This is a genomic window from Pandoraea sp. LA3, from assembly GCF_022696215.1.
Lineage (GTDB): Bacteria > Pseudomonadota > Gammaproteobacteria > Burkholderiales > Burkholderiaceae > Pandoraea > Pandoraea capi.
Genome location: NZ_PTPY01000036.1, coordinates 119,077 through 141,509 on the forward strand (window position 1 = coordinate 119,077; position 22,433 = coordinate 141,509).

A 22,433-nucleotide genomic window follows, 5' to 3' on the forward strand; every position below is an offset into this window, starting at 1 on the left:
ATTAGTAAGCGCCGGTCTTCTTGAAGTCCTTGATCGCAGCGTGCAGGGCAGCATCGTCGTCCTTCGAGAGATCTTTGGTCTCTTCGATACGACCGATCAGCGCGCCGTGGCTGGTCTTCAGAACTTCGCGCAGACCCTTTTCGAACGGCAGAACCTGAGCGATTTCGAGATCGTCCAGATAACCGTTGTTGGCGGCGAACAGCGACACGGCCAGTTCCCACACTTGCAGCGGCGCGAATTGCGGCTGCTTGAGCAGTTCCGTCACGCGGCGGCCGCGCTCGAGCTGCTTGCGGGTCGCTTCGTCCAGGTCCGAAGCGAACTGCGCGAACGCAGCCAGCTCACGGTACTGTGCGAGGTCGGTACGGATACCGCCCGACAGCTTCTTGATGACCTTCGTCTGCGCAGCACCACCCACACGCGACACCGAGATACCGGCGTTAATTGCCGGACGGATGCCTGCGTTGAACAGGTCGGTTTCCAGGAAGATCTGGCCGTCGGTAATCGAGATCACGTTCGTCGGAACGAATGCGGTCACGTCACCGGCTTGCGTTTCAATGATCGGCAGTGCCGTCAGCGAACCGCTTTGGCCCTTGACGGCGCCGTTCGTGAACTTCTCGACGTACTCTTCCGAGACGCGAGCGGCACGCTCGAGCAGACGCGAGTGCAGATAGAACACGTCACCCGGGTAAGCTTCACGGCCCGGCGGGCGGCGCAGCAGCAGCGAGATCTGACGATAGGCCCAGGCTTGCTTGGTCAAGTCGTCATAAATGATCAGCGCGTCTTCGCCGCGATCGCGGAAGTATTCGCCCATCGTGCAACCGGAGTACGGTGCGATGAACTGCATGGCGGCCGAGTCCGAAGCGGTGGCGGTCACGATGATCGTGTACTCCATCGCGCCGTGCTCTTCGAGCTTGCGCACCACGTTCATGATCGACGAAGCCTTCTGGCCGATCGCGACGTAGACGCAGGTCACGCCCTTGCCCTTCTGCGAAATGATCGTGTCGATGGCCACAGCGGTCTTACCCGTCTGACGGTCACCAATGATCAGCTCACGCTGGCCGCGGCCGATCGGCACCATGGCGTCGATAGCCTTCGTACCGGTTTGCAGCGGTTGCGAGACCGACTTACGCCAGATCACGCCCGGAGCAATCTTTTCGATTGCGTCGGTTTCCTTCGCGTTGATCGGACCCTTGCCGTCGATCGGCTGGCCCAGTGCGTCAACGACGCGGCCCTTCAGTTCCGGACCGACCGGCACTTCCAGAATGCGGCCCGTGCACTTGACGGTGTCGCCTTCCGAGATGTGCTCGTATTCGCCCAGAATCACGGCGCCGACGGAGTCGCGCTCGAGGTTCAGTGCCAGACCGAACGTGTTGCCCGGGAATTCCAGCATTTCGCCCTGCATCACGTCCGACAGGCCGTGAATGCGGCAGATGCCGTCAGTCACCGAGATCACGGTGCCTTCGTTACGGACTTCGGCGCCGCTATCGAGACCTTGAATCCGGCTCTTGATCAGTTCGCTGATTTCAGAGGGATTGAGTTGCATATGTGCTCCTGATATTCAATTCTTGCCGTCGCAGGCGTATCGCGCCGGCCTCAGGCCGTCAGCGACGTCCGCATAGCCGCCAGGCGGGCGCGCACCGAAGTGTCCAGCACCTCGTCGCCAACCACCACACGCACGCCACCGATAAGCGACGGGTCTACCGTCACGCTCGGGTTGAGCTTGCAGCCGAACTTGTGCTCGAGGCCCTTGACCAGCGAGGTCAATTGCTCGCCTTCGAGCGGGAAGGCGCTTTCGATCGTGGCGTCTGCCGAACCGGCAGCAGCGTTCTTCAACGCTTCGAACTGTTCGGCGACTTCCGGCATGGCTGCCAGACGGCCGTTCTCGACCACAGCGGCGACGAAGTTGCGCACTTCGGCGTCGGTCGATTTCACGGCGGCGGTCAGCACGTCGACGACTTGCGACGGCGAGACCTTCGGATCGTCGGCCAGATTGGCCACTTCGGGCAGCGCTGCCACTTGCGCCAGTTCGCGCACGAGCTGCGACCAGCGATTCAGATCGCCGGACTTGGCCACGCGGAACAACGCTTCGGCATACGGACGAGCGATGGTTGCGAGTTCGGCCATGATCAGAGCTCTGCCTTGAGTTGGTTCAGCAGGTCGGCGTGGGCCTTGGCGTCAACTTCACGCTTCAGAATCTGCTCGGCGCCCTTGACGGCCAGACCGGCAACTTCTTCGCGCAGCGTCTCACGAACCTTGACGGCCTGATTCTCGGCTTCTGCCTTGGCGTTAGCGATGATGCGAGCCGCTTCAGCCTGCGCCTGAGCCTTGATCTCTTCAGCCACTGCCAGTGCACGCTTTTCGGCGTCGGCGATACGCTTCGCGCCTTCGTCGCGGGCTTCCGCGAGGGCTTGCGTGGAGCGCTTGTTGGCGGCTTCGAGTTCAGCCTTGCCCTTATCGGCGGCAGCCAGACCGTCAGCGATTTTCTTCGCGCGTTCGTCGATAGCCTTGATCAGCGGCGGCCACACGAACTTCATCGTGAACCATGCCAGGATCAGAAACACGACGGTTTGCGCGAACAGAGTTGCGTTTATGTTCACGGTGTTTCCTTTCGGTGATGCGAGTCGATTGGCAAAACAGCGCGCCCCATTGTGCCAGCTGGCTTGGGCGCGCCGTTCTTGTCCAGTTGGCCGCGCGGGTCAATGCGCGACCGGCCGAAAGAAACTTAAGCGAGGCGCGACAGCAGCGGGTTCGCGAAGGCGAACAGCATGGCAACGCCCACACCGATCAGGAATGCAGCGTCGATCAGGCCGGCCAGCAGGAACATCTTCGTTTGCAGCGGGTTCATCAGCTCGGGCTGACGGGCGCACGCTTCGATGTACTTACCACCCATCAACGCGATACCCAGACAGGCGCCGATAGCACCCAGACCGATGATGATGCCGATTGCAATGGCGGTCAGACCCTGGATGTTGGCGATGAAAGCTTGCATGATTACTCCTTTTGGTTAGAGACTTGAAACTTTAAATTTGAAAAACTGGAAAAACCGAAAAACTTAATTTCCGCAACGACCGATCAGTGATGGTCGTGCGCCTGGCCGATATACACCAGCGTCAGCATCATCATGATGAACGCCTGGAGCAACACGATCAGGATGTGGAAAATCGCCCATGCGGTGCCGGCAATGACGTGACCGACAAAACCCAGCACCGACGCATCCGCGCCAAAGCTCCAGATACCGCCCAGCAGAGCGATCAGCAGGAACACCAGTTCGCCGGCGTACATATTGCCGAACAGTCGCATACCGAGCGACACGGTCTTGGCACAGAATTCGATGATGTTGAGCAGCAGGTTCGGGATCCACAGCAGGAAGTGGTTACCGAACGGTGCAGTGAACAGCTCGTGCATGAAGCCGCCTGCGCCCTTGATCTTGAAGCTGTAGAACAGCATCAGGATGAGCACGCCGACGGAGATACCGAGCGTGCCGTTCAGGTCGGCCGTCGGGACGATGCGGTGATGCGTGATGATGGAGCCCAGACCCACCCACTCGATCACCTTCGACGGCAGATCGACCGGCAGCAAGTCCAGCGAGTTCATGAGCGTGACCCAGACGAACACGGTCAGCGCGAGCGGAGCGATGAAGGCACGATTGCCGTGCACGATGCTCTTCGATTGGTCTTCGACCATTTCCACGAGCATTTCGACCGCCGACTGGAAGCGGCCCGGAACGCCAGCGGTTGCCTTGCGTGCGGCCATCCACAACACGAAGCAGCCCAGAACGCCCATCGCGATCGACCAGAACATCGTGTCCCAGTTGATGATCGAGAAATCGACGATGCTAGTCTGAGTCGAGCTCGCAAGGTTTTGCAGGTGGTGCGAAATGTACTCCGACGGGTTCGGAGCGTGGCCGGCTTCTACTGACATAGCGATCAAACACCCAATTATGAAAATCCGCACACGGTAGCGTGTCGACGCGTGAGCGGTATTTCCACCGCTACTTCAGTGCCATCGCAAGCCAATAGACCTTGAGCGTAAGCACAAAGGTGACCAGCAGCGCGACCCAGTGAACCCCGGGAAATGCGAACGCTACCGCCACCAATAACGCAATCGTCGTTGCTACCTTGATCGCCTCTCCCGTCACCAATGCGCCAACGGAGAGACGATCACCTGAAATTCTTAGCCGCAGCGCAAATAACGCGCCCGGGATCCAACCTATCGTTCCACCCAGCAGGGCGGATATCGCCGCGTTTTTTGGCGACGCCGAGAGTATCCACCAGGCCAGTGCCGCAATCAGCGACAACAGCACCTGGGCTCCCACCACCCTGAATGGAGTCACACGGGATGCGCGCCCCACATCGGGACCGAACAGGCGCTCGGCCTGCGCACGCGTGAGCGGAACGATGACTTCTGGCTGCTGCTCGTCGTCCCAAGCCTCTGATGTTGCATGTGCCGGCGCTTGCGGTTTCGGTTCCAAGTTCGACCGTGTTTTATCGGTCATCTCGTTGCCTCCCCGCCCGACTCGTGCAAACGAATGGGCTCTTCAAGCAGTTAAACCCGCGAGATTTTACGGGAAATTACGAAGCTCAGTCAATCTAAACGCGCAACAAATTCGCCGAAACTGCACAGTGCATGCTTCGATTTGGCGCCAACTCTCACGGAGCGCAATTTTCCTCATGGTGCAGCGCGGCATTACGCGCAAACGCCGCACAATCCCCGCAACTGACCTACGTTCCGCGCGCGATCAAACCCATTTCAGTGCAACGAACCCAATGAGCAGTGCCAGCAGATAAAACGGAATCGAAAGGTAGTGAAAGTGCCACCAGATTTTTTTCGATTTCGCCATGCGCAATGCAATCAGGTTCGCCAGCGATCCCACGGCAAGTCCGAAGCCGCCCACCGCCACACCGTGAGCCAGCGCCGGCCAGTTCTGCGTGTACTCCGCGAGCAGGATCGCTGCGGGAACGTTACTGATGAATTGTGACAACACCGCCGCCGCGCCATAGGCCATCGCCCCGCTGGTGAAATCCAGATGTCCCAGTGCGGTGCGCACGAACGGTAACGCCGCGGCCCCCCGCAGCACCACGAACATCAGCACGAAGATCGCGAGCAACAACCAGTCGATGCCGAGCACCGTGTTGCGACGCGCGATCAGCAGCACCACGGCCACCCCTGCACACGCCCACGCGGCGAAGCCGTGATCGGCGAGCGTGACGAAAGCGACGAACAGCGCCAGCGCCGTCCACAGCAACGGCCAGCGCACATCGTGTCGGGGGCCCTGCCGCTGGAAATGCAACGCACGTGAATCAAACGCAAACGCGCACACCGCGAGCAGCAACGCCATGAGCGCGAACGTAATCGGCGTCATCATCACGACGTACGCGCCGAATCCCATGCCGCTGCTTTGCCAGAGGAAGAGGTTCTGCGGATTGCCGAGCGGCGTAAGACTGGAGCCGGCGTTGACCGCCAGCGCGAGGAAGATGATCAGTCGCTCGATGCGTACCGGTGCGATCCGCGCGAGCGACTGCGCGAGCGGCACGACGGCAAACAGCGCGACATCGTTGGTGAGCTGCGTCGATAACGCCGCAGCGAACGTCACCATCAGCAATGCCAGGCGACGCTCCGTGCGAAACGCGCGCAGCAACCGTTGTGCGAGCCAGTCGAGAAAGCCGCTCTGATCGATCGCACGCGTGAGCATCAGCAATCCGGCCAGCGTCAGGATCGTGTGCCGATCGATGCGCCCGAACAGTTCGCCAACGCTCGCCGGTTTCGCGATCTGAAGCGCGACGAATGCCGCGAGCAGAATGAGCAGCACCCTGTCGTCGCGCACACGTTCATACGTTACGCGCAACGCACGCGTGATGCTCGACATGGCGCCAGTCGCGCTCACGGTATCGGCAGAATCGCCCGGATCGCTCACGGCAAGATGATCAGGATACCGAAATTATTAGATTGACTCGGCGCGAATGCGCGCGAGAATGCCGTCGAGCGCGTCGAGGCTGCCGAAATCGATCGTCAGTTGCCCGGCGCCTTTACGGCCGACTTTGATCTTGACGTTCGACGCGAGCAGGTCCGACAGTTCTTCTTCGAGTCGCGTCACGTCACGCCCGCCCTCTTCCGCCGAACGACGACGAATGCCATCGCCTTGCGGCTTGAGCGATGCGTTCACGATGCGCTCGGTGTCACGCACCGACAAGCGCTTGTTCACGACCTGATTCGCCAGCGTGATCTGCGTGGCCGCGTCGACGGAGAGCAACGCGCGTGCGTGCCCCATATCGAGATCGCCGGCGAGCAGCATCGTCTGCACCGGGTGAGCGAGATTGAGCAGACGCAGCAGGTTCGACACTGCGCTGCGCGAGCGTCCGAGCGATTCTGCGGCCTGCTCGTGCGTGTAGTTGAATTCGCCGAGCAGACGCTGAATGCCCTGCGCTTCTTCGAGCGGATTCAGGTCTTCGCGCTGAATGTTTTCGATGAGCGCCATTGCGGCGGCGGCTTCATCGGGTACGTCGCGCACGAGGACCGGAACTTCGGTCAGCCCTGCGATACGGGCGGCGCGAAAACGCCGTTCGCCCGCAATAATTTCGTACTTCTCACCATCGACACGACGCACGAGGATCGGCTGCATCAGCCCCTGCGCGCGAATACTCGCGGCGAGCTCCTGCAACGCCCCTTCGTCCATACGGGTACGCGGTTGATACTTGCCTGCCTGAAGGCGTTCGAGCGGCATCACCGAAGGTGCGCCTTCGGCACTCGCCTCTGCTGCACCGTTGTGGTTATCGGCGTGTGCGCCCAGCAGCGCTTCGAGGCCGCGGCCCAGGCCCTTTTTTTTCAGTGCGTTGGTCTTGGTCGCCATGACAATGCGTTCCTGCGCGAATGCGCCTTACATAGTTTGAATGCGCGCGATCATTTCCGCGCCGAAGTCCAGATACGCCTTCGCGCCGCGCGAGGCGGGATCGAAGACGACGCCCGGCATGCCGTAACTCGGCGCTTCGGCGAGTCGCACATTGCGTGGAATGATCGCGTTGAAAACCTTGTCGCCAAAGTGCGACTTGAGTTGCTCCGACACTTGTTGCTGCAACGTGATGCGCGGATCGAACATCACGCGCAACAGACCGATCACCTTAAGGTCGCGATTCAGATTCGCGTGCACCTGCTTGATCGTGTTGACGAGGTCGGACAGCCCTTCGAGCGCGAAATATTCGCACTGCATCGGAATGATTACGCCGTGCGCGGCGCACAGGCCGTTCAGGGTGAGCAGCGAGAGCGTCGGCGGGCAGTCGATGAGCACGAAGTCGTAGTCGCCGTCGACTTTCTCCAGTGCCTGCTTCAGGCGCGTATCGCGATTCTCCAGCGAGACGAGTTCCACGTCGGCACCGGCCAGTTCGCGGTTCGCCGGCACAACGTCGTAATTGCCCGACTCGGAGCGCTGTGCGCTGTTGGCCACATCGATACCGTCGACCAGCACTTCGTACACGCTCGTCTCGAGCGCGGCCTTGTCGATGCCGCTGCCCATCGTCGCGTTGCCCTGCGGATCGAGGTCGACCAACAAGACACGCTGCCCGTGCGACGCCAGTCCGGCAGCGAGGTTCACCGTGGTGGTCGTCTTGCCGACGCCGCCCTTCTGATTGGCCACGCAGAAAATTTTCGCCATGCCGATGTAGTCCTCCGATTGCTGCCGTGTTGATGCGATTGATGCAGATGATGCCGGGATGCTGCCGGCGAAAGCGAACCTGTCCTGCTGTGCGCTGCGGATGCATCCCGCTAATTCGATTATCTGAGCAAAGCTCAGTTATTGCCTGATGCTGCGTGTCGGCCGGTGTGCGATGCGCCGGCGGAAGTGCTCAGGGCGCGGCCTTCTGCGGCGTCAACACCAGTTTGTCGGTGTCGTAGCCTTGCTTGCGCAACTGGGCACGCATTTGATTCAGTGTGTCGTCGTCGATCTTCGGCGTGCGCGAAAGAATCCAGAGATACTCGCGGCTCGGCTCTCCGACAGCGGCATACTGATAGTCACCGTCGAGCACGATAACCCAGTAGTTCGCCCAAAGCCAGGGAATCCAGCGCAGCCAGTCCGGCGCGAACGTGACCTTGAAGCGTGCCGTGCCGGTACCCTGGCCGTCGGTGCGCGCAACACCGGAATCGCTCGCCCACGAACCGTCCTCCTTGCGACATTTGTTCGTGACATCGATCCTGCCGTCCGGTCGCGCGGCGTACTCCGCCGTCACGTCCGACACACATTTTCGCTCGAAGAAATTCGGGTAGCGTGCTATTTCGTACCATGTGCCGACATAGCGCGCTTTATCGATCTTCTGTACGGGACGCACGCGTGTGGTCAACGATTCCTGACCGGATTGCGCCCACGCCACCGCTGCAACCACCGACAATCCGACCATCACCGCGCCGGCCCAACGAGTCATTCGGGTCATCCCGTTACCTTTACGCGGAGCAAATGACGCTCGGCGTCGAGAAATGGCACATGCAACGCCAGGCGTTCGACGAGCTCACAGCCTTCGGGCAATGCTAACTCGCTCTCGGCGGCGACACCCTTCATCGCCCAGAAGCTGCCCCCGGGGGCGAGCAAATTGCGAGCGAGGGTGACGAAGTCGGACAGCTCGGCGAAGGCGCGCGACACGATGGCGTCGAACGGCGCAGGCACTTCCTTGCCCACGACGAGCGATTCGACGCGGCCGGTCACGACCGTCAGATTGGTCAGCTTGAACGTTGCGCGGGCTTGCGTCAGGAAGGCAGTCTTCTTATGGACGATGTCGTTCACCGTCACCTGCCAGTCGGGACGCACGATCGCGAGCACGACGCCGGGCAGTCCACCGCCGGAGCCCACATCGAGCACATGCGAAATTGGCTCACGATCCAGGCGCGGCAGGATCGACAGCGAATCGAGAAGATGCTTGATGACCATCTGTCGCGGGTCGCGGATCGAGGTCATTTGCAACGAAGCGTTCCACTTCGCCAGCAGCATCTGATAATCGAGCAGGCGCGCCTGTTGTTCGGCATCGATCGACAGACCGAGTCGGTCGATCCCATCGGCCAACAGCGTAGCCAGTTCGTTTCCGCCCGAGGCGGCATGACGCGAAGCAGTCATGAGGTCTCCGCGTCAGGCAGCGTGCTGGCCGCCGTCGTCGCCATCGGCGGCAACGCTGGCGTCGGCATTCGCTTGCTCCGGCGCACGACGGCGACCGAGTCCCTTCTTCAGGTGAATCATCAGCAACGAGATCGCGGCAGGTGTCACCCCCGAGATTCGGGATGCCTGACCCAGTGTCTCAGGGCGTTGCGCGTTCAGCTTCTGACGCACCTCGATCGACAGCCCACGCACATCGTTGTAGTCGATGTTCGCGGGCAGCACGGTGTTCTCGTTGGCTTCCTTGCGCACGATTTCATCGGCCTGACGGTCGATGTAGCCTTGATACTTCACGGCGATCTCGATCTGCTCACGGATCTGGCCGGCTTGCAGCGTATCGTCGGCCAATGCCGTTTCCGGCGCCAGACGTCCGCCCTGCACTGCCATCAACGCGTCGTACCCGACTTCCGGACGGCGCAGCAAATCGGCCAGCGAGTATTCGTGATCGATGACCTTGCCGAGTAGCGGCACGGCATCTTCCGCCGGGAACGTCTTCGGATTCACCCACGTCGATTTGAGACGTTCTGTTTCACGTGAAACAGCGTCGCGTTTGCGGCAAAACGCTTCCCAGCGAATATCGTCGACCACGCCAAGCTCGCGCCCCGCTTCCGTCAGGCGCATATCAGCGTTGTCTTCCCGCAGCGAGAGGCGATACTCCGCACGGCTGGTGAACATGCGATACGGCTCGGAAACACCGCGGGTGATCAGATCGTCGACGAGCACACCGAGGTATGCCTGATCGCGACGCGGGCACCATGCCTCGCGGCCCTGCACTTGCAGCGCGGCGTTGATCCCGGCGAGCAGACCTTGTGCGGCAGCCTCTTCGTAGCCGGTCGTCCCGTTGATCTGGCCGGCGAAGAACAGGCCGGAGATGACACGGGTTTCGAGTGAGCTACGCAGGCCGCGCGGGTCGAAGTAGTCGTACTCGATGGCGTAGCCCGGACGCAGAATGTAAGCGTTCTCCATCCCCTTCATCGAGCGCACGAGTTCGAGCTGCACGTCGAAAGGCAGGCTGGTGGAGATACCGTTCGGGTAGTACTCGTTGGTCGTCAGACCTTCGGGTTCAAGATAGATCTGGTGCGATGTCTTGTCGGCGAAGCGGTGGATCTTGTCTTCGATGGACGGACAATAGCGCGGACCGACGCCTTCGATGACGCCGGTGTACATCGGCGACCGGTCGAGCCCGCCACGAATGATGTCGTGGGTGCGCTCGTTGGTATGCGTGACCCAGCACGGCACTTGGCGTGGGTGCTGCTCGGGACGTCCGAGGAACGAGAAAACGGGGACCGGATCGAGATCCCCCGGCTGCTCTTCGAGGACGGAGAAATTGATGGAGCGGCCATCAATTCGCGGGGGCGTACCGGTTTTCAACCGCCCTTGCGGCAACTTCAACTCTTTGAGTCGAGCGGACAAGGTGATGGCTGCCGGATCGCCGGCGCGGCCACCCACGTAGTTGTTCAACCCCACGTGGATCTTGCCGTCGAGGAATGTTCCGGCGGTCAGCACGACGGCCCGGGCGCGGAAGCGCAATCCGACCTGGGTGATGGCGCCGACGACGCGCTCGCCTTCGACAATAAGATCTTCGACGGCTTGTTGGAACAGCCATAAATTCGGCTGATTCTCAAGACGATGACGGATGGCCTGCTTATAGAGAAGGCGATCGGCCTGTGCACGTGTGGCACGGACCGCCGGTCCTTTGGACGAATTCAATATACGAAACTGAATACCGCCTTCGTCGGTCGCGGCGGCCATGGCCCCGCCGAGCGCATCGACCTCTTTGACGAGGTGGCCTTTGCCGATCCCGCCGATGGAGGGATTGCAGCTCATCTGGCCGAGCGTCTCAATATTATGGGTGAGCAGAAGTGTCTTACAGCCCATGCGGGCCGAGGCGAGCGCAGCCTCGGTGCCGGCATGGCCGCCACCCACCACGATCACGTCGAACTCGGTCGGATAAAGCATCGCAATATTGCCGCTAGCGGCAAACTCTCTGGATTCGGTAATTGCGGAATTATAGCGGTATTGCGATGCATCATTTGTAACCACACAGTTGTTTCACGTGGAACGTGCGTGGAAAGCGACGGTTTTGGGGACTGTTTCACGTGAAACGTCGGCCCCGAAACCACAACCTCAGATCACTCCCTCGCCCTCACCCACCTCCGGGCAGCGAAGATTACCGGTGCCCCGACTGCGTTCCAACTTAAAGTCACTCCGTCAGGGCACCGGCAATCTCCGCCAAGCTTGCGTCCGGGCGCAACCAACGCGGTGGTCCCGTTCGTGTTTCACGTGAAACGTTTGATGGGCGGAGATGCTTTCAAGCGCGCAGCGTGAGATGCCCCCCCGAAACCACAACCTCAGATCACTCCCCCGCGCTTACCCACCTCCGGGCAGCGGAGATTGCCGGTCCCCCGACTGCGTTCCAACTTAAAGTCACTCCGTCAGGGCACCGGCAATCTCCGCCAAGCTTGCGTCCGAGCGCAACCAACGCGATGTTCCTGCTCGTGTTTCACGTGAAACGTTTGATGGGCGGAGATGCTTTCAAGCGCGCAGCGTGAGATGCCCCCCCGAAACCACAACCTCAGATCACTCCCCCGCGCTTACCCACCTCCGGGCAGCGAAGATTGCCGGTACCCCGACTGCGTTCCAACTTAAAGTCACTCCGTCAGGGCACCGGCAATCTCCGCCAAGCTTGCGTCCGAGCGCAACCAACGCGGTGGTCCCGTTCATGTTCCACGTGAAACGTCTGCCGCCCGCAAACGCCAATTTTCGAACCTCGCATCAAATCGATCGAGCCGGATGACTGCCGTGCCTTGCTCGACATTCGGCGCCGGTTGAGCGCAGATATCTCATCTCTAATCGGAGGATTCGTTAGACTTCCATCCCCACTTCCCACTCGCTGTCGACTCGGGCTGCTCCCTTGCCTCCCTGCCGTAAGTACGAACGTATCGACGTCCACTAGCCCCCTCTCGTACTCAAGCCGCCCATGCAAGCTTTGACCTGAAGATGCATTAGGAGACGGTGGCGCTTACGGGGTGGCTTGTGCTCGAAGCAAATAACCCCTCAAGTGACCGCAGCGATCGATGATGATCCGACTGCCCTTCGATAACACGATGGCTCATCGCCGGCATCCTCTTTACGTCCTGGACGACGCCGACCGGGGCTCGCGAGCGCCTTAAGTACGTTCAACGATGCGGTCGCATCAGCATCGACAGAACCGCATGAGCCGGTACCGGGCGACTTGGTTCAAGAAGGATCGGCCGGGCGCGTTACACGTGAAACGTGGGCTTACGTGACACTCGCCCCGCCTGCGCAGCCAATCCGTCCTGATCGTCGATACAGTAAGAAATCACTCGACCCACACGTTCGTTCAGCGATGCACCGGTCCACGTGAAACATGAGTTCAACGATCACCCGATGTAAAACCTGGAGAACACCCCGTTGCCCCTTGAACTAGGCATCGATCGCTCGAACGCATGGCCCTTTGTGAATCCGCAGTTCTGTCTCAGCGCGTGAGCCACCCAACCCTGTTTCACGTGAAACACAAGTCCAGACAGTTCAAGCATCGAACGTGAAGATGTAGTTCCGGCGCTTCCAGTCATCACTGGGTGACATGCAGGTTTGGAAACCGTGGACGTCGGCCCATCCGACCTTTTCGATGAGCGTTTGCGCACTACCGGGAAATGACGCTCACAAGAAGGCTGAAGCTCGCCGAGTTGCCAGGCAACTCACCCCGGAGATTTGAGTAGTGGGGATTGGGGATGCCTTGACGGAGCGACTTTAAAGTTGGAGCGCAGTCGGGGCATCCCCAACCCCCACTGCCCGGGCGAATGGGAGAATCGCGCCGCAATAGCGGGATGTGGTTCAAGCTGGAACGACGAAGCATGAACGGCCCCCCCGGTACAGCCAGTCACGAAACCGGATCACGTCCAGAAATAGCGAGGGCGCATTCCCTGGAAATCTGATTGGTGGGGATCGGCGGTACCCTGACGGAGCGACTTTAAAGTTGGAGCGCAGTCAGGGTACCGCCGATCCCCACTGCCCGGATGGATGAGAGAACGACACCGCGATACCGGCATGTGGTTTAAACCGGAAAGAAGCACGAACGGCAGCTCGTCCAGTAGCAGCGAGACGCCACCAGATCACATTCGGAAATCCCACAGCCGCACTCCCCGGAAATCCGATCAGTGGGGATCGGCGGCACCCTGACGGAGCGACTTTAAAGTTGGAGCGCAGTCAGGGTGCTGCCGATCCCCACTGCCCGGATGGATGAGAGAACGACACCGTGATAGCAGGACGTGGTTCCACGTGAAACACCAGAAGCAAAGAAACAAAACCCACCAACGCAAACTCCAAAGCAAGCCCCACCACAGAACGCCCCGTCCCTCGACGCACCGCGTTATCCACATCCCAACTCCGCCGCACGAAATCCGTTTTCAGGAATTTGCTTTTCTGTGGATAACCCTGCACGTCAATTTCACTCGATTTTCGAAAAAATCCCGCAACCCCTTATTGCGGCAGTGCGCCATGGATTTGAGTTACCCACACATATCCACAAGCAACTGTGAATAAGTGACCTAGCACACAATCGGGATAACTTTCCCGATCCGCCCAAAATAATTGGGGACGGATACCCGACGCGAACGACCGTTCGCTAACCATCGAGGGCGCCGGAAAAGAAAAAGCCCGCCGAACGGCGGGCTTTTGCATCGCTTCCACGCGAAGCCAAATCGGCCAAACCGTCAGGCCGCCTTCTTGGCCAACCCCAGGTAAGTCTCGATGACCTTCGGGTTGGTTGCCAGCTCCTGTGCAGGGCCTTCCAGCGCCAGTTCGCCCGTCTCGATGACGTAGGCATAGTCGGCGACCTGCAAGGCCGCACGGGCGTTCTGCTCGATCAGGAGCGTCGCCACGCCGGTCTTACGCAAATCGTTGATGATGTGGAAGATTTCCTTCACGATCAGCGGCGCCAACCCCAGGCTCGGCTCGTCGAGCATCAGCAATTGCGGCTTGGCCATCAACGCCCGGCCCACGGCGAGCATCTGACGCTCACCGCCCGACAGCGTGCCGGCCTGCTGCACACGACGCTCCTTGAGTCGCGGGAAAAGCTCGTAGACCACTTCCATCTGGTCCAGGAAGTTCTTCTCCCCCGCCTTCTTGCGACGATAAGCCCCCAGCAGCAGGTTGTCCTCGACAGTCATCGTGGAGAACAGCTCGCGCTTCTCCGGCACCAGACACATGCCGCGCGAGACGCGCGCCTCGATGGTCAGCGCCGACATCTCCTGACCAAGATAGGCCACGCTCCCCTTGCTCGAACCGTTGTGCGGCAACGCCCCCATGATGGCGTTGAGCATCGACGACTTGCCCGCACCGTTCGGACCGATCACGGTGACGATCTGCCCCGCGCCAACCCGCAGATGCGCCCCATGCACCGCCTCGACTTTGCCGTATGCGACGGCGAGGTCCTTGACCTCAAGAATCGCGTCTGCCATCACTCCACTCCTCCAAGGTACGCTTCGAGCACCGCCGGGTTCTTCTGCACGTCTTCCGGCAGACCCTCTGCAATCTTGGTGCCGAACTCCATCACCACCAGGTGATCGGTCAGATTCATCACGAAGTCCATGTCGTGCTCGACCAGCAACACGCTCATCCCCTCGTCCTTGAGCTTCTTGAGCAGATCGCCCAGCGCCTGCTTCTCTTTGTAACGCAGACCCGCGGCCGGCTCGTCGAGCAGCAGCAACGTCGGATCGCATGCCAACGCACGCGCAATTTCCAGAATACGCTGCTGACCCAACGCCAGACTGCCCGCTTCGTCGTACATGTGCGCGCCCAGGCCCACACGTTCGATCTGAAGCTTGGCTTCGTGCAACAGCATGGCTTCTTCGTGACGATCCAGACGCAACACGCTGGACCACACACCGCCCTGCGGACGGCGACGCAGCCCGTTCTTGTCACGCAGATACGCACCGATCGCCACGTTCTCGAGCACGCTCATATGCGGCATCAGACGCACGTGCTGGAAGGTCCGGCCAATACCGCGCTTCACGATCTCGCGCGACGGCAGACGGTCGATACGCTCACCCAGGAACGAGATCTCGCCACGCGTGGCCTGCAACACGCCGGTCACGAGGTTGAAGGTCGTCGACTTGCCGGCGCCGTTCGGACCGATCAGACCGACGATCTCGCCCGCCTTCACTTCGAACGACACGTCGTTCACGGCCACCAGACCGCCGAACTCCTTGCGCGCCTTTTCAAGCTTGAGCACCACTTCGCCCACGGCCGGCTTCGGACGATGTCCCAGCGCGTCCGCCTGCTCCGGCGCCTTCGCGACACGACGTGCCGGGAAGATCTTGCCGAAGAACGGCCACACGCCGTCGCGCGCATATTGCAGCAGCAACACCAGCAAGATGCCGAAAACGATGGTCTCGAAGTTGCCGTTCGCGCCCAGCAGCACCGGCAGAATGTTCTGCAAGTAGTCCTTGAGCACCGTCAGGATCGCCGCGCCCAGCACCGCGCCCCACACATGCGACACGCCACCGACCACCGCCATGAACAGATATTCGATGCCGTGGTTCAGGTTGAACGGCGTCGGGTTCACGGCACGCTGCAAGTGCGCGTACAACCAGCCCGAGATCGCCGCGAGGACCGCCGCGTAAACGAAGACAACGACCTTCATCCACGCAGTGTTCACGCCCATCGCTTCGGCCATCACGCCGCCGCCCTTGAGCGCGCGAATGGCACGGCCGGGACGCGAATCCAGCAGGTTCTTGATCGACACCACCGCCAGCACGACCACGATCCAGATCAGGTAGTACATCTGACGCCCGCTTGCCAACTCCAGACCGAACAGATTGATGGTCGGGATGTCGTTCAGGCCGTCGTACTTGCCCAGGAATTCGAGGTTGCCGAACAGGTAGTACAGCGCCAGCCCCCACGCAATCGTGCCTAGGGGCAGGAAGTGGCCCGACAGCCGCATCGTGATCGCACCGATGATGAGCGCGGCACCCGCCGTGATCACCACACCCACGAGCAGACCCAGCCACGGCGAAGCGCCGTAAGCCGTCGTCAGATACGCCGTCGCATAAGCGCCCAGACCGACGAACGCCGCCTGTCCGAACGACGTCATGCCGGCCACGCCGGTGAGCAGCACAAGGCCGATGGCGACAATGCTGTACAGACCAATGTAGTTGAGCAGCGTCACCCAGTATTCAGGCAAACGCACCGGCGCCGGCAGTACCGGCAACACGGCCAGCAGCACCAGGAAAATCAGGAAGTATTTGTTTTTCATTCTGTGGTCCGCCCCGGCTTATTCCTCGTCTTCTTCCACATGCTTGCTCGTGAGCGACAGCCACAGCAGCACCGGAAGGATCAGCGTGAAGACGATGACCTCCTTGTACGCACTCGCCCAGAAGGACGAATACGACTCCAGCAGGCCCACGAGAATGGCGCCGAGCGCCGCGACCGGATAGCTCACCAGACCGCCGATGATGGCGCCCACGAAGCCCTTCAGACCGATCAGGAAGCCCGATTCGTAATAGATGGTCGTGATCGGTGCGATCAGAATGCCGCACAGCACCCCGAGCACCGCCGCCAGCGTGAACGCCAGACGACCGGCCTGCACCGTGCCGATACCGACCAGACGCGCGCCCAGACGGTTCACCGCCGTCGCACGCAAGGCCTTGCCCGAGAGCGAACGATCGAAGTAGAAGTACAGCGCCAGGATCATCACGACCGACACGCCGACCACCCACAGGCTCTGCCCCGACACCATCACCGAACCGATGTTGAAGCTCGCGTCCGAGAACGCCTGCGTGCGCGAACCCTCGGCACCGAACATCACCAGCCCCAGGCCCGTGAGCGCAAAGTGCACGCCGACCGAGACGATCAGCAGCAACAAGGTGCTGGCTTCGGCGAGCGGCTGATACGCCAGGCGGTAAAGCATCGGTCCCATCGGCACGACGAGAAGCAGCGTGACGGCGATCTGCACGAGCATCGGCAAGGTCATCGGCGCAAGCGCCTTGACCACGAAGAACACGGCAATCGGGAACACGAGATATTTGCCCGCAAACACCGGCACAAGGCGACCCGCCAGTTTGCGACGCTCACTGTGACGCAGCAGGCTGGTCGTCTCCACGATGAACGTGCAGATGCCCATCGCCAGAAGCAGCCAGCTCGTCAGCGGAAACTTCTGGGTCTGGAGTGCCGCCAGCGTGAGCGCGCCATACGACACGAACTCGCCCTGCGGAATGAAGATGACGCGGGTGACGGAGAACACCAACACGAGCGCCAATGCCAGCAAGGCATAAATCGCACCCGTGGTGATGCCGTCCTGCGCCAGGATGGCTGCAATCGAAAGATCCATGCTCCTCTCACTTCGTTTGAGTACTTCTTGAACCGGCTGGCGACACAGCCGGTGTGATGCACGGTGTAGCGCGCTGCCACCCCGTTCCCCTTCAGTTCGATACACCTCGCACGGTCCCCGTGTCGCAGCGCAGCGAATTATGAATTGTATAAATCGTTATGCATTGGTAAAACCCGGGTGACTACTGAGATGACGCAATCGTCCGAGCGTTCCGACGCCTCCCGGTCTCCTCCGGAGGCGCCTTCGTGCGCCGGTCACCCGTTACTTCACGTACCTTTTCACAGACTTCTCACGGACTTCTTGCCGTACCGCGTCCTGCCCGCGCCGACCGATCCCATCCAGCCCCGCCGGCTGCCGGGATCACTCGGGCGACCAGGACAACTCAGGCAGTCTTGCGGCGACGTCGCGGCTTGGTCGGCAGCGACGGCGCATCGGCCAGCACTTCCGGCGGCAACGCTTCGCGCACCACGTCGAGCAGCCGGTAGATTTCGGCGAGCGTGTCGCGCCCGACCTTGTCTTCCAGATAGCGATAGCGCTCCTCGACCAGCGGGCCGAGCTTCTTGCACAGGGCGCGGCTCGACGGCGTCAGCGACACCATCACGCGACGCTGGTCTGCCGCCACCCGGCGACGCATGATGAGCCCGGAAGCCTCCATGCGTTCGAGCATGCCCGACAGACTGGGGCTCAGGATGCAGCACTCACGTGCGACCTGCCCGATCTCCATTTCCCCGGATTCGCTATCGTTGACGGCCCGTATGACACGCCATTGTTGTTCCGTGATGTCGTAGCAATTGAGCAAGGGGCGGAATAAGCCCATCACCGCTTCGCGCGATTGCAGCAACACCAGGGATAGGTTGCGGTGTTCGAATTCACCCGTCATGGATTTACGCTCGAAAGGATCGTCCGTTCAGCCCCCCGGCTGCGGCGATCAGGTTGGGACAATGCGGCCTCTCTTGTGCCGCTCGCAAACGCATGTCCTGCCGTCTCTTTGCGATGCGCGAAACTACCACGCTCAAAAAAAACGGGCGCGAACGCCCGTTCTTTCGGCCCGTCTGGTCAAACCGGGCGCTAGTACCGCAGAAATTTTCGATGTGACAGCGGGGCATGCCTGCATGCTATAGGCAGCCCCGACGCGCATCAGTTCGCCAATTTCCACTTGCCGTCGACGATTTGCACCATCACGCGCGAGCGCTGGTCCAGACCGTTGTGGTCGTTCTTGCTCATGTTGAAGATACCGGCAGTGCCCGGCATGTCCTTCACGTTCTCGAGCGCGTCGCGCAGCGCAGCGCGGAATTCCGGCGTGCCCGGCTTGGCCTTCTTCAGTGCGACCGGAATCGTCTTTTGCAGCAGCAGACCACCGTCCCAGGCGTGGCCGCCGAAGGTCGAGATCGAACCGGCGCCATAGGCCTTTTCATAAGCGGCCTTATAGGCGGCAGCCGACTTCTTCACCGGATTGTCGTTCGGCAGTTGCTCGACGACGAGCAGCGGGCCGGCCGGCAGGAACGTCCCTTCGCAGTCCTTACCGCAAACGCGCAGGAAGTCGTTGTTCGCCACACCGTGCGTCTGATACAGCTTGCCCTTGTAGCCGCGCTCCTTGAGCGAGCGTTGCGGCAGCGCTGCCGGCGTGCCCGAACCGGCGATCAGCACGGCGTCCGGGTTCGCGCCCATGACCTTGAGCGTCTGGCCGGTCACCGACGTGTCGGCGCGGTTGAAGCGCTCGACTGCCACGACCTTGATCTTCTTCAGATCGGCGGCCTTCTGGAATTCCTTGAGCCAGCCTTCGCCGTAGGCGTCTGCAAAGCCGATGAACGCGGCGGTCTTCACGCCGTTGTTGGCCATGTGCTCGGCGATCGCCGTGGCCATCAGAATGTCGTTCTGCGGGGTCTTGAAGGCCCACGTGCGCTTTTCGTCCATCGGCTCGACGATGGCAGCGCCGGCAGCCATCGAGATCACCGGGGTCTTCGTCTCGGCAGCAACGTCGACCATCGCCAGCGAGTTCGGCGTGACGGTCGAGCCGAGCACGGCGTCGACGTGATCTTCACTGATCAGCTTGCGCATGTTCTTGACGGCGGTCGTGGTGTCGGTCGCGTCGTCGAGCACGATGTACTGCACCGACTGACCGTCGATGGTCTTGGGCATCAGTGAAATCGTGTTCTTTTCGGGAATGCCCAGCGAAGCCGCCGGACCGGTCGCCGACAGCGACACGCCAATCTTCACCTGAGCGTTCGCAACGCCCGCGACGAGCATTATGGCCGATGCCATGCACAGCAACTTCAGTTTCATTTGGGTCTCCTCACAAAAATTTCGAATTCGTTTTTTTGATACGTCGTTGCGGTCGATGTGACGGATGCGACAGCGTTTGGACATCACCACCACCACATTAACCGACCGCTCAGTCGGTAAATTGTCGCCCATCTTACGGGCACGGATGCCAGTTCGTAAAGTGCGGTTTCCCCACGTGTGGCATCCGCCACAGCGAGCATGCCGTCATCCGCCCCGCGAGCGCAACATCAACCGCGCAAAAAGGCGTCGTAACCGGTCTTCACGATCAGCACCGCAAGCACGGCAAGAAACATCCGCCGCACGAAGCCCACGCCGTGCTTGAGCGCGAGACGGCTGCCGACCTGGCTGCCCAGCACGTTCATGACCGCCATGGCCGCGCCGAGCTGCCACCACACGTGCCCGCTCATGCCGAACAGCAGGAGCGCTGCCAGATTGGTCGCAACGTTGACGATCTTCGAGGACGCCGACGCGTTCACGAAGTCCTGCCCGAACAGGCGTACGAACAGGAACACCAGGAAGCTGCCCGTGCCAGGGCCGAAGAAACCGTCGTAAAAGCCGATGGTGCCGCCCACGGCGATTGCCATGAGGGTCACCCCCGTGCCGCCCTTCACAGGGGCGTGAACGGTGCCGAAATCCTTTTTACGCAGGGTGTAGACCGCCACGGCCACGAGCACGAACGGCAACACCTTGCGCAACACATCGGCCGGGACATGCGTGACGGCATATGCGCCGCAGAACGAGAAGACGAAGGCGGCGAGCGTCGCGGGCAGCACGATGGCCCAGCGCAACTGAATGCCGCGCGCGTAACGCAGCGCAGCCGAGGCCGTGCCCCAGATGCCGGCCATCTTGTTGGTGCCAAAGAGCAGCGGCGGCGCCGCATTCGGGAAGACGGCGAACAGCGTCGGCACGGAAATCAAGCCACCGCCGCCCACGACCGCGTCGACCAGTCCGGCCAGGAAAGCTCCGCCCGCGAGCATCAGCAAATCGCTCAGCGCCCAACTCGTCAACATACATTCCCCATACACGACACCCCGAACCACCGCCCCGCCCCGTGCTGCGCGGCCGGCCAGACGAAAACGGCGAGCATAGCGTTTTTATTCCGCATTGCGCGTACTAAAGCGGTGCGATTCTCGCAACACGGCGTAAAAGCCGGCCCGAACGCCAGTTTTGTGCGGGAAAACGGGGAAACGAAACGAGAAACGAAACGAGAAGCGCGCGAAGCGAGTTCGTTGACGGATACCAACGGAGACGTCCTGAAGCAGACGCTGCGATGAAAGGGACAGGGATGGATGCTGCTCGCCGGCATCGTGAGTGATGCGACCGTGGCGGCCATGGCGTGGCGCCGGGGGAAAGGCTTCACGAACTCGCGAAGCACAATATAAAAAGCGCTGTTGGAGTCTTCTCCAACAGCGCTTTCTTTTTTGGCGGTGCGCGTTATCGCGCTTGTTGTCTCCTCGTTCCTCGCCCCTATATCCTGCTGTGACGCGAACTGAGGGAGAGAATAAAGGAGCACCCAATGCACCACAAGTCAGCATTTACCCCTACGAATTAGGTTTTTTCTGACATTCATGCGCCAGGGTGATGAGCGGACGCCCCACAGGGGTGCATTTCCGCTCAAACGTCTTCCCGATTTCGCTCTTTTCGGGACGCCCAACCTCTCATTTATGACTGCTGCGACATCGCTCTGAAGAACCGGCTACGGGCCGTCAGTTCGCCCACCAGACCGCGCCGGAACGACAGCACGCAGATGATGAAGATCGCGCCGATGACGATCGTCACCGACTCGCCGAGCGTCTGGAACCACGTCACGCCGGTCGCCGTCGCCAGCCAGTTGCCGATATCGCCGAGCTTGTTCTCCAGCACGATGATGACTACGGCACCGACCACCGGCCCGAGCATCGTGCCCAGACCGCCGACCAGCGTCATCAGAATCACCATGCCCGACATCGTCCAGTGAACGTCGGTGAGCGTCTCGAAGCCGAGCACCACGGTCTTGGTCGAGCCGGCCAGCGCGGCGAGCGTCGCCGAGAGCACGAATGCCAGCAGCTTGAAGCGGTCGACGTCGTAGCCGAGCGAGATGGCACGCGGCTCGTTCTCCTTGATCGCCTTGAGCACCTGCCCGAACGGCGAATGCACGATACGCATGATGAGCAGGAAACCCAGCGCACAGATCGCCAGCACCACGTAGTACAGCGTCAGGTCCGAGTCGAGCGGCAACAGGCCGAACAGTGCGCCGCGCGGCACGCCTTGCAGGCCGTCTTCACCCCCGGTGAACGGCGCTTGCAGACAGAAGAAGTAGAACATCTGCGCGAGCGCGAGCGTGATCATCGCGAAGTAGATGCCCTGACGCCGGATCGCCAGCAAGCCGATCACCAGTCCCAGCACGGCTCCTGCCACCACGCCTGCAAGAATGCCCACTTCCGGCGTGAAGCCGAGATTGCGAATCGCATAGCCGGTGACGTAGCCCGCACTGCCGAAGAAGGCGGCGTGACCGAACGACAGCAGCCCCGTGAAGCCCAGCAGCAGATTGAACGCGCACGCGAAAAGCGCGAAGCACAGCACCTTCATGACGAAGACCGGATAGGCGCCGGCGAACGGCGCCACGATCAGGGCAAGCAGCAAAAGGGAATACAGCACGCGTTGTTGCATCGGTTGTTGCATTGTCCGCCC

Annotated in this window: 19 protein-coding genes; all 19 read right to left on the reverse strand. The window is 61.0% G+C overall.

Annotation, left to right across the window (positions count from 1 at the left end; all coding sequences use genetic code 11):
* Nucleotide 1 precedes the first annotated feature (1 nt).
* Nucleotides 2–1,543 (reverse strand): F0F1 ATP synthase subunit alpha, encoded by a 1,542-nt coding sequence (gene atpA, locus C5N93_RS19085; protein WP_150722843.1) that lies wholly within the window; start codon nt 1,541–1,543, stop codon nt 2–4.
* Nucleotides 1,544–1,593: 50 nt separating this feature from the next.
* Nucleotides 1,594–2,124 carry a F0F1 ATP synthase subunit delta gene (locus C5N93_RS19090; RefSeq protein WP_069341116.1) on the reverse strand — a complete coding sequence of 177 codons (531 nt, stop codon included), beginning with the start codon at nt 2,122–2,124 and terminating at the stop codon, nt 1,594–1,596.
* Between the two features lie 2 nt (nt 2,125–2,126).
* Nucleotides 2,127–2,597 (reverse strand): F0F1 ATP synthase subunit B, encoded by a 471-nt coding sequence (locus C5N93_RS19095; protein WP_069341115.1) that lies wholly within the window; start codon nt 2,595–2,597, stop codon nt 2,127–2,129.
* Nucleotides 2,598–2,722: 125 nt separating this feature from the next.
* Nucleotides 2,723–2,989 carry a F0F1 ATP synthase subunit C gene (gene atpE / locus C5N93_RS19100; RefSeq protein WP_044457493.1) on the reverse strand — a complete coding sequence of 89 codons (267 nt, stop codon included), beginning with the start codon at nt 2,987–2,989 and terminating at the stop codon, nt 2,723–2,725.
* A gap of 83 nt (nt 2,990–3,072) precedes the next feature.
* The gene (atpB, locus tag C5N93_RS19105; RefSeq protein ID WP_069341114.1) at nt 3,073–3,921 is read right to left on the reverse strand and encodes a F0F1 ATP synthase subunit A; all 849 of its coding nucleotides are present in this window, start codon (nt 3,919–3,921) and stop codon (nt 3,073–3,075) included.
* A gap of 70 nt (nt 3,922–3,991) precedes the next feature.
* Nucleotides 3,992–4,495: an ATP synthase subunit I gene (locus C5N93_RS19110; protein WP_069341113.1), complete on the reverse strand. Its 504-nt coding sequence runs from the start codon at nt 4,493–4,495 to the stop codon at nt 3,992–3,994.
* A gap of 243 nt (nt 4,496–4,738) precedes the next feature.
* The gene (locus tag C5N93_RS19115; RefSeq protein WP_277990390.1) at nt 4,739–5,866 is read right to left on the reverse strand and encodes an SLC13 family permease; all 1,128 of its coding nucleotides are present in this window, start codon (nt 5,864–5,866) and stop codon (nt 4,739–4,741) included.
* A gap of 75 nt (nt 5,867–5,941) precedes the next feature.
* Complete coding sequence (locus C5N93_RS19120; RefSeq protein ID WP_242560509.1) at nt 5,942–6,847, reverse strand: ParB/RepB/Spo0J family partition protein; 906 nt, start codon at nt 6,845–6,847, stop codon at nt 5,942–5,944.
* Between the two features lie 27 nt (nt 6,848–6,874).
* Complete coding sequence (locus C5N93_RS19125; protein ID WP_242560510.1) at nt 6,875–7,645, reverse strand: ParA family protein; 771 nt, start codon at nt 7,643–7,645, stop codon at nt 6,875–6,877.
* Between the two features lie 190 nt (nt 7,646–7,835).
* A complete protein-coding gene (locus C5N93_RS19130; protein ID WP_240493458.1) occupies nt 7,836–8,408 on the reverse strand; it encodes a lipocalin family protein in 573 nt (190 codons plus the stop codon).
* Between the two features lie 5 nt (nt 8,409–8,413).
* Nucleotides 8,414–9,091: a 16S rRNA (guanine(527)-N(7))-methyltransferase RsmG gene (gene rsmG, locus C5N93_RS19135; protein WP_242560511.1), complete on the reverse strand. Its 678-nt coding sequence runs from the start codon at nt 9,089–9,091 to the stop codon at nt 8,414–8,416.
* Between the two features lie 12 nt (nt 9,092–9,103).
* Entirely contained in the window at nt 9,104–11,086 is a 1,983-nt protein-coding gene (gene mnmG / locus C5N93_RS19140) for a tRNA uridine-5-carboxymethylaminomethyl(34) synthesis enzyme MnmG (RefSeq protein WP_242560512.1), read from the reverse strand.
* Between the two features lie 2,777 nt (nt 11,087–13,863).
* Nucleotides 13,864–14,610: an ABC transporter ATP-binding protein gene (locus C5N93_RS19145; RefSeq protein ID WP_046290218.1), complete on the reverse strand. Its 747-nt coding sequence runs from the start codon at nt 14,608–14,610 to the stop codon at nt 13,864–13,866.
* The gene (locus C5N93_RS19150) at nt 14,610–16,406 is read right to left on the reverse strand and encodes a branched-chain amino acid ABC transporter ATP-binding protein/permease (protein ID WP_069341107.1); all 1,797 of its coding nucleotides are present in this window, start codon (nt 16,404–16,406) and stop codon (nt 14,610–14,612) included. The genes C5N93_RS19145 and C5N93_RS19150 overlap by 1 nt, the downstream gene beginning before the upstream one ends.
* An 18-nt stretch (nt 16,407–16,424) precedes the next feature.
* Complete coding sequence (locus C5N93_RS19155; RefSeq protein WP_069341106.1) at nt 16,425–17,480, reverse strand: branched-chain amino acid ABC transporter permease; 1,056 nt, start codon at nt 17,478–17,480, stop codon at nt 16,425–16,427.
* A gap of 382 nt (nt 17,481–17,862) precedes the next feature.
* A complete protein-coding gene (gene hpaR / locus C5N93_RS19160; protein ID WP_242560513.1) occupies nt 17,863–18,360 on the reverse strand; it encodes a homoprotocatechuate degradation operon regulator HpaR in 498 nt (165 codons plus the stop codon).
* A 257-nt stretch (nt 18,361–18,617) separates the two neighbouring features.
* The gene (locus tag C5N93_RS19165; protein WP_242560514.1) at nt 18,618–19,763 is read right to left on the reverse strand and encodes an ABC transporter substrate-binding protein; all 1,146 of its coding nucleotides are present in this window, start codon (nt 19,761–19,763) and stop codon (nt 18,618–18,620) included.
* A 227-nt stretch (nt 19,764–19,990) separates the two neighbouring features.
* Nucleotides 19,991–20,773: a TSUP family transporter gene (locus C5N93_RS19170; RefSeq protein ID WP_069341103.1), complete on the reverse strand. Its 783-nt coding sequence runs from the start codon at nt 20,771–20,773 to the stop codon at nt 19,991–19,993.
* 652 nt (nt 20,774–21,425) lie between these two features.
* Nucleotides 21,426–22,424, reverse strand: a complete 999-nt coding sequence (locus C5N93_RS19175; RefSeq protein ID WP_069341102.1) for a branched-chain amino acid ABC transporter permease — start codon at nt 22,422–22,424, stop codon at nt 21,426–21,428.
* Nucleotides 22,425–22,433: the final 9 nt, after the last annotated feature.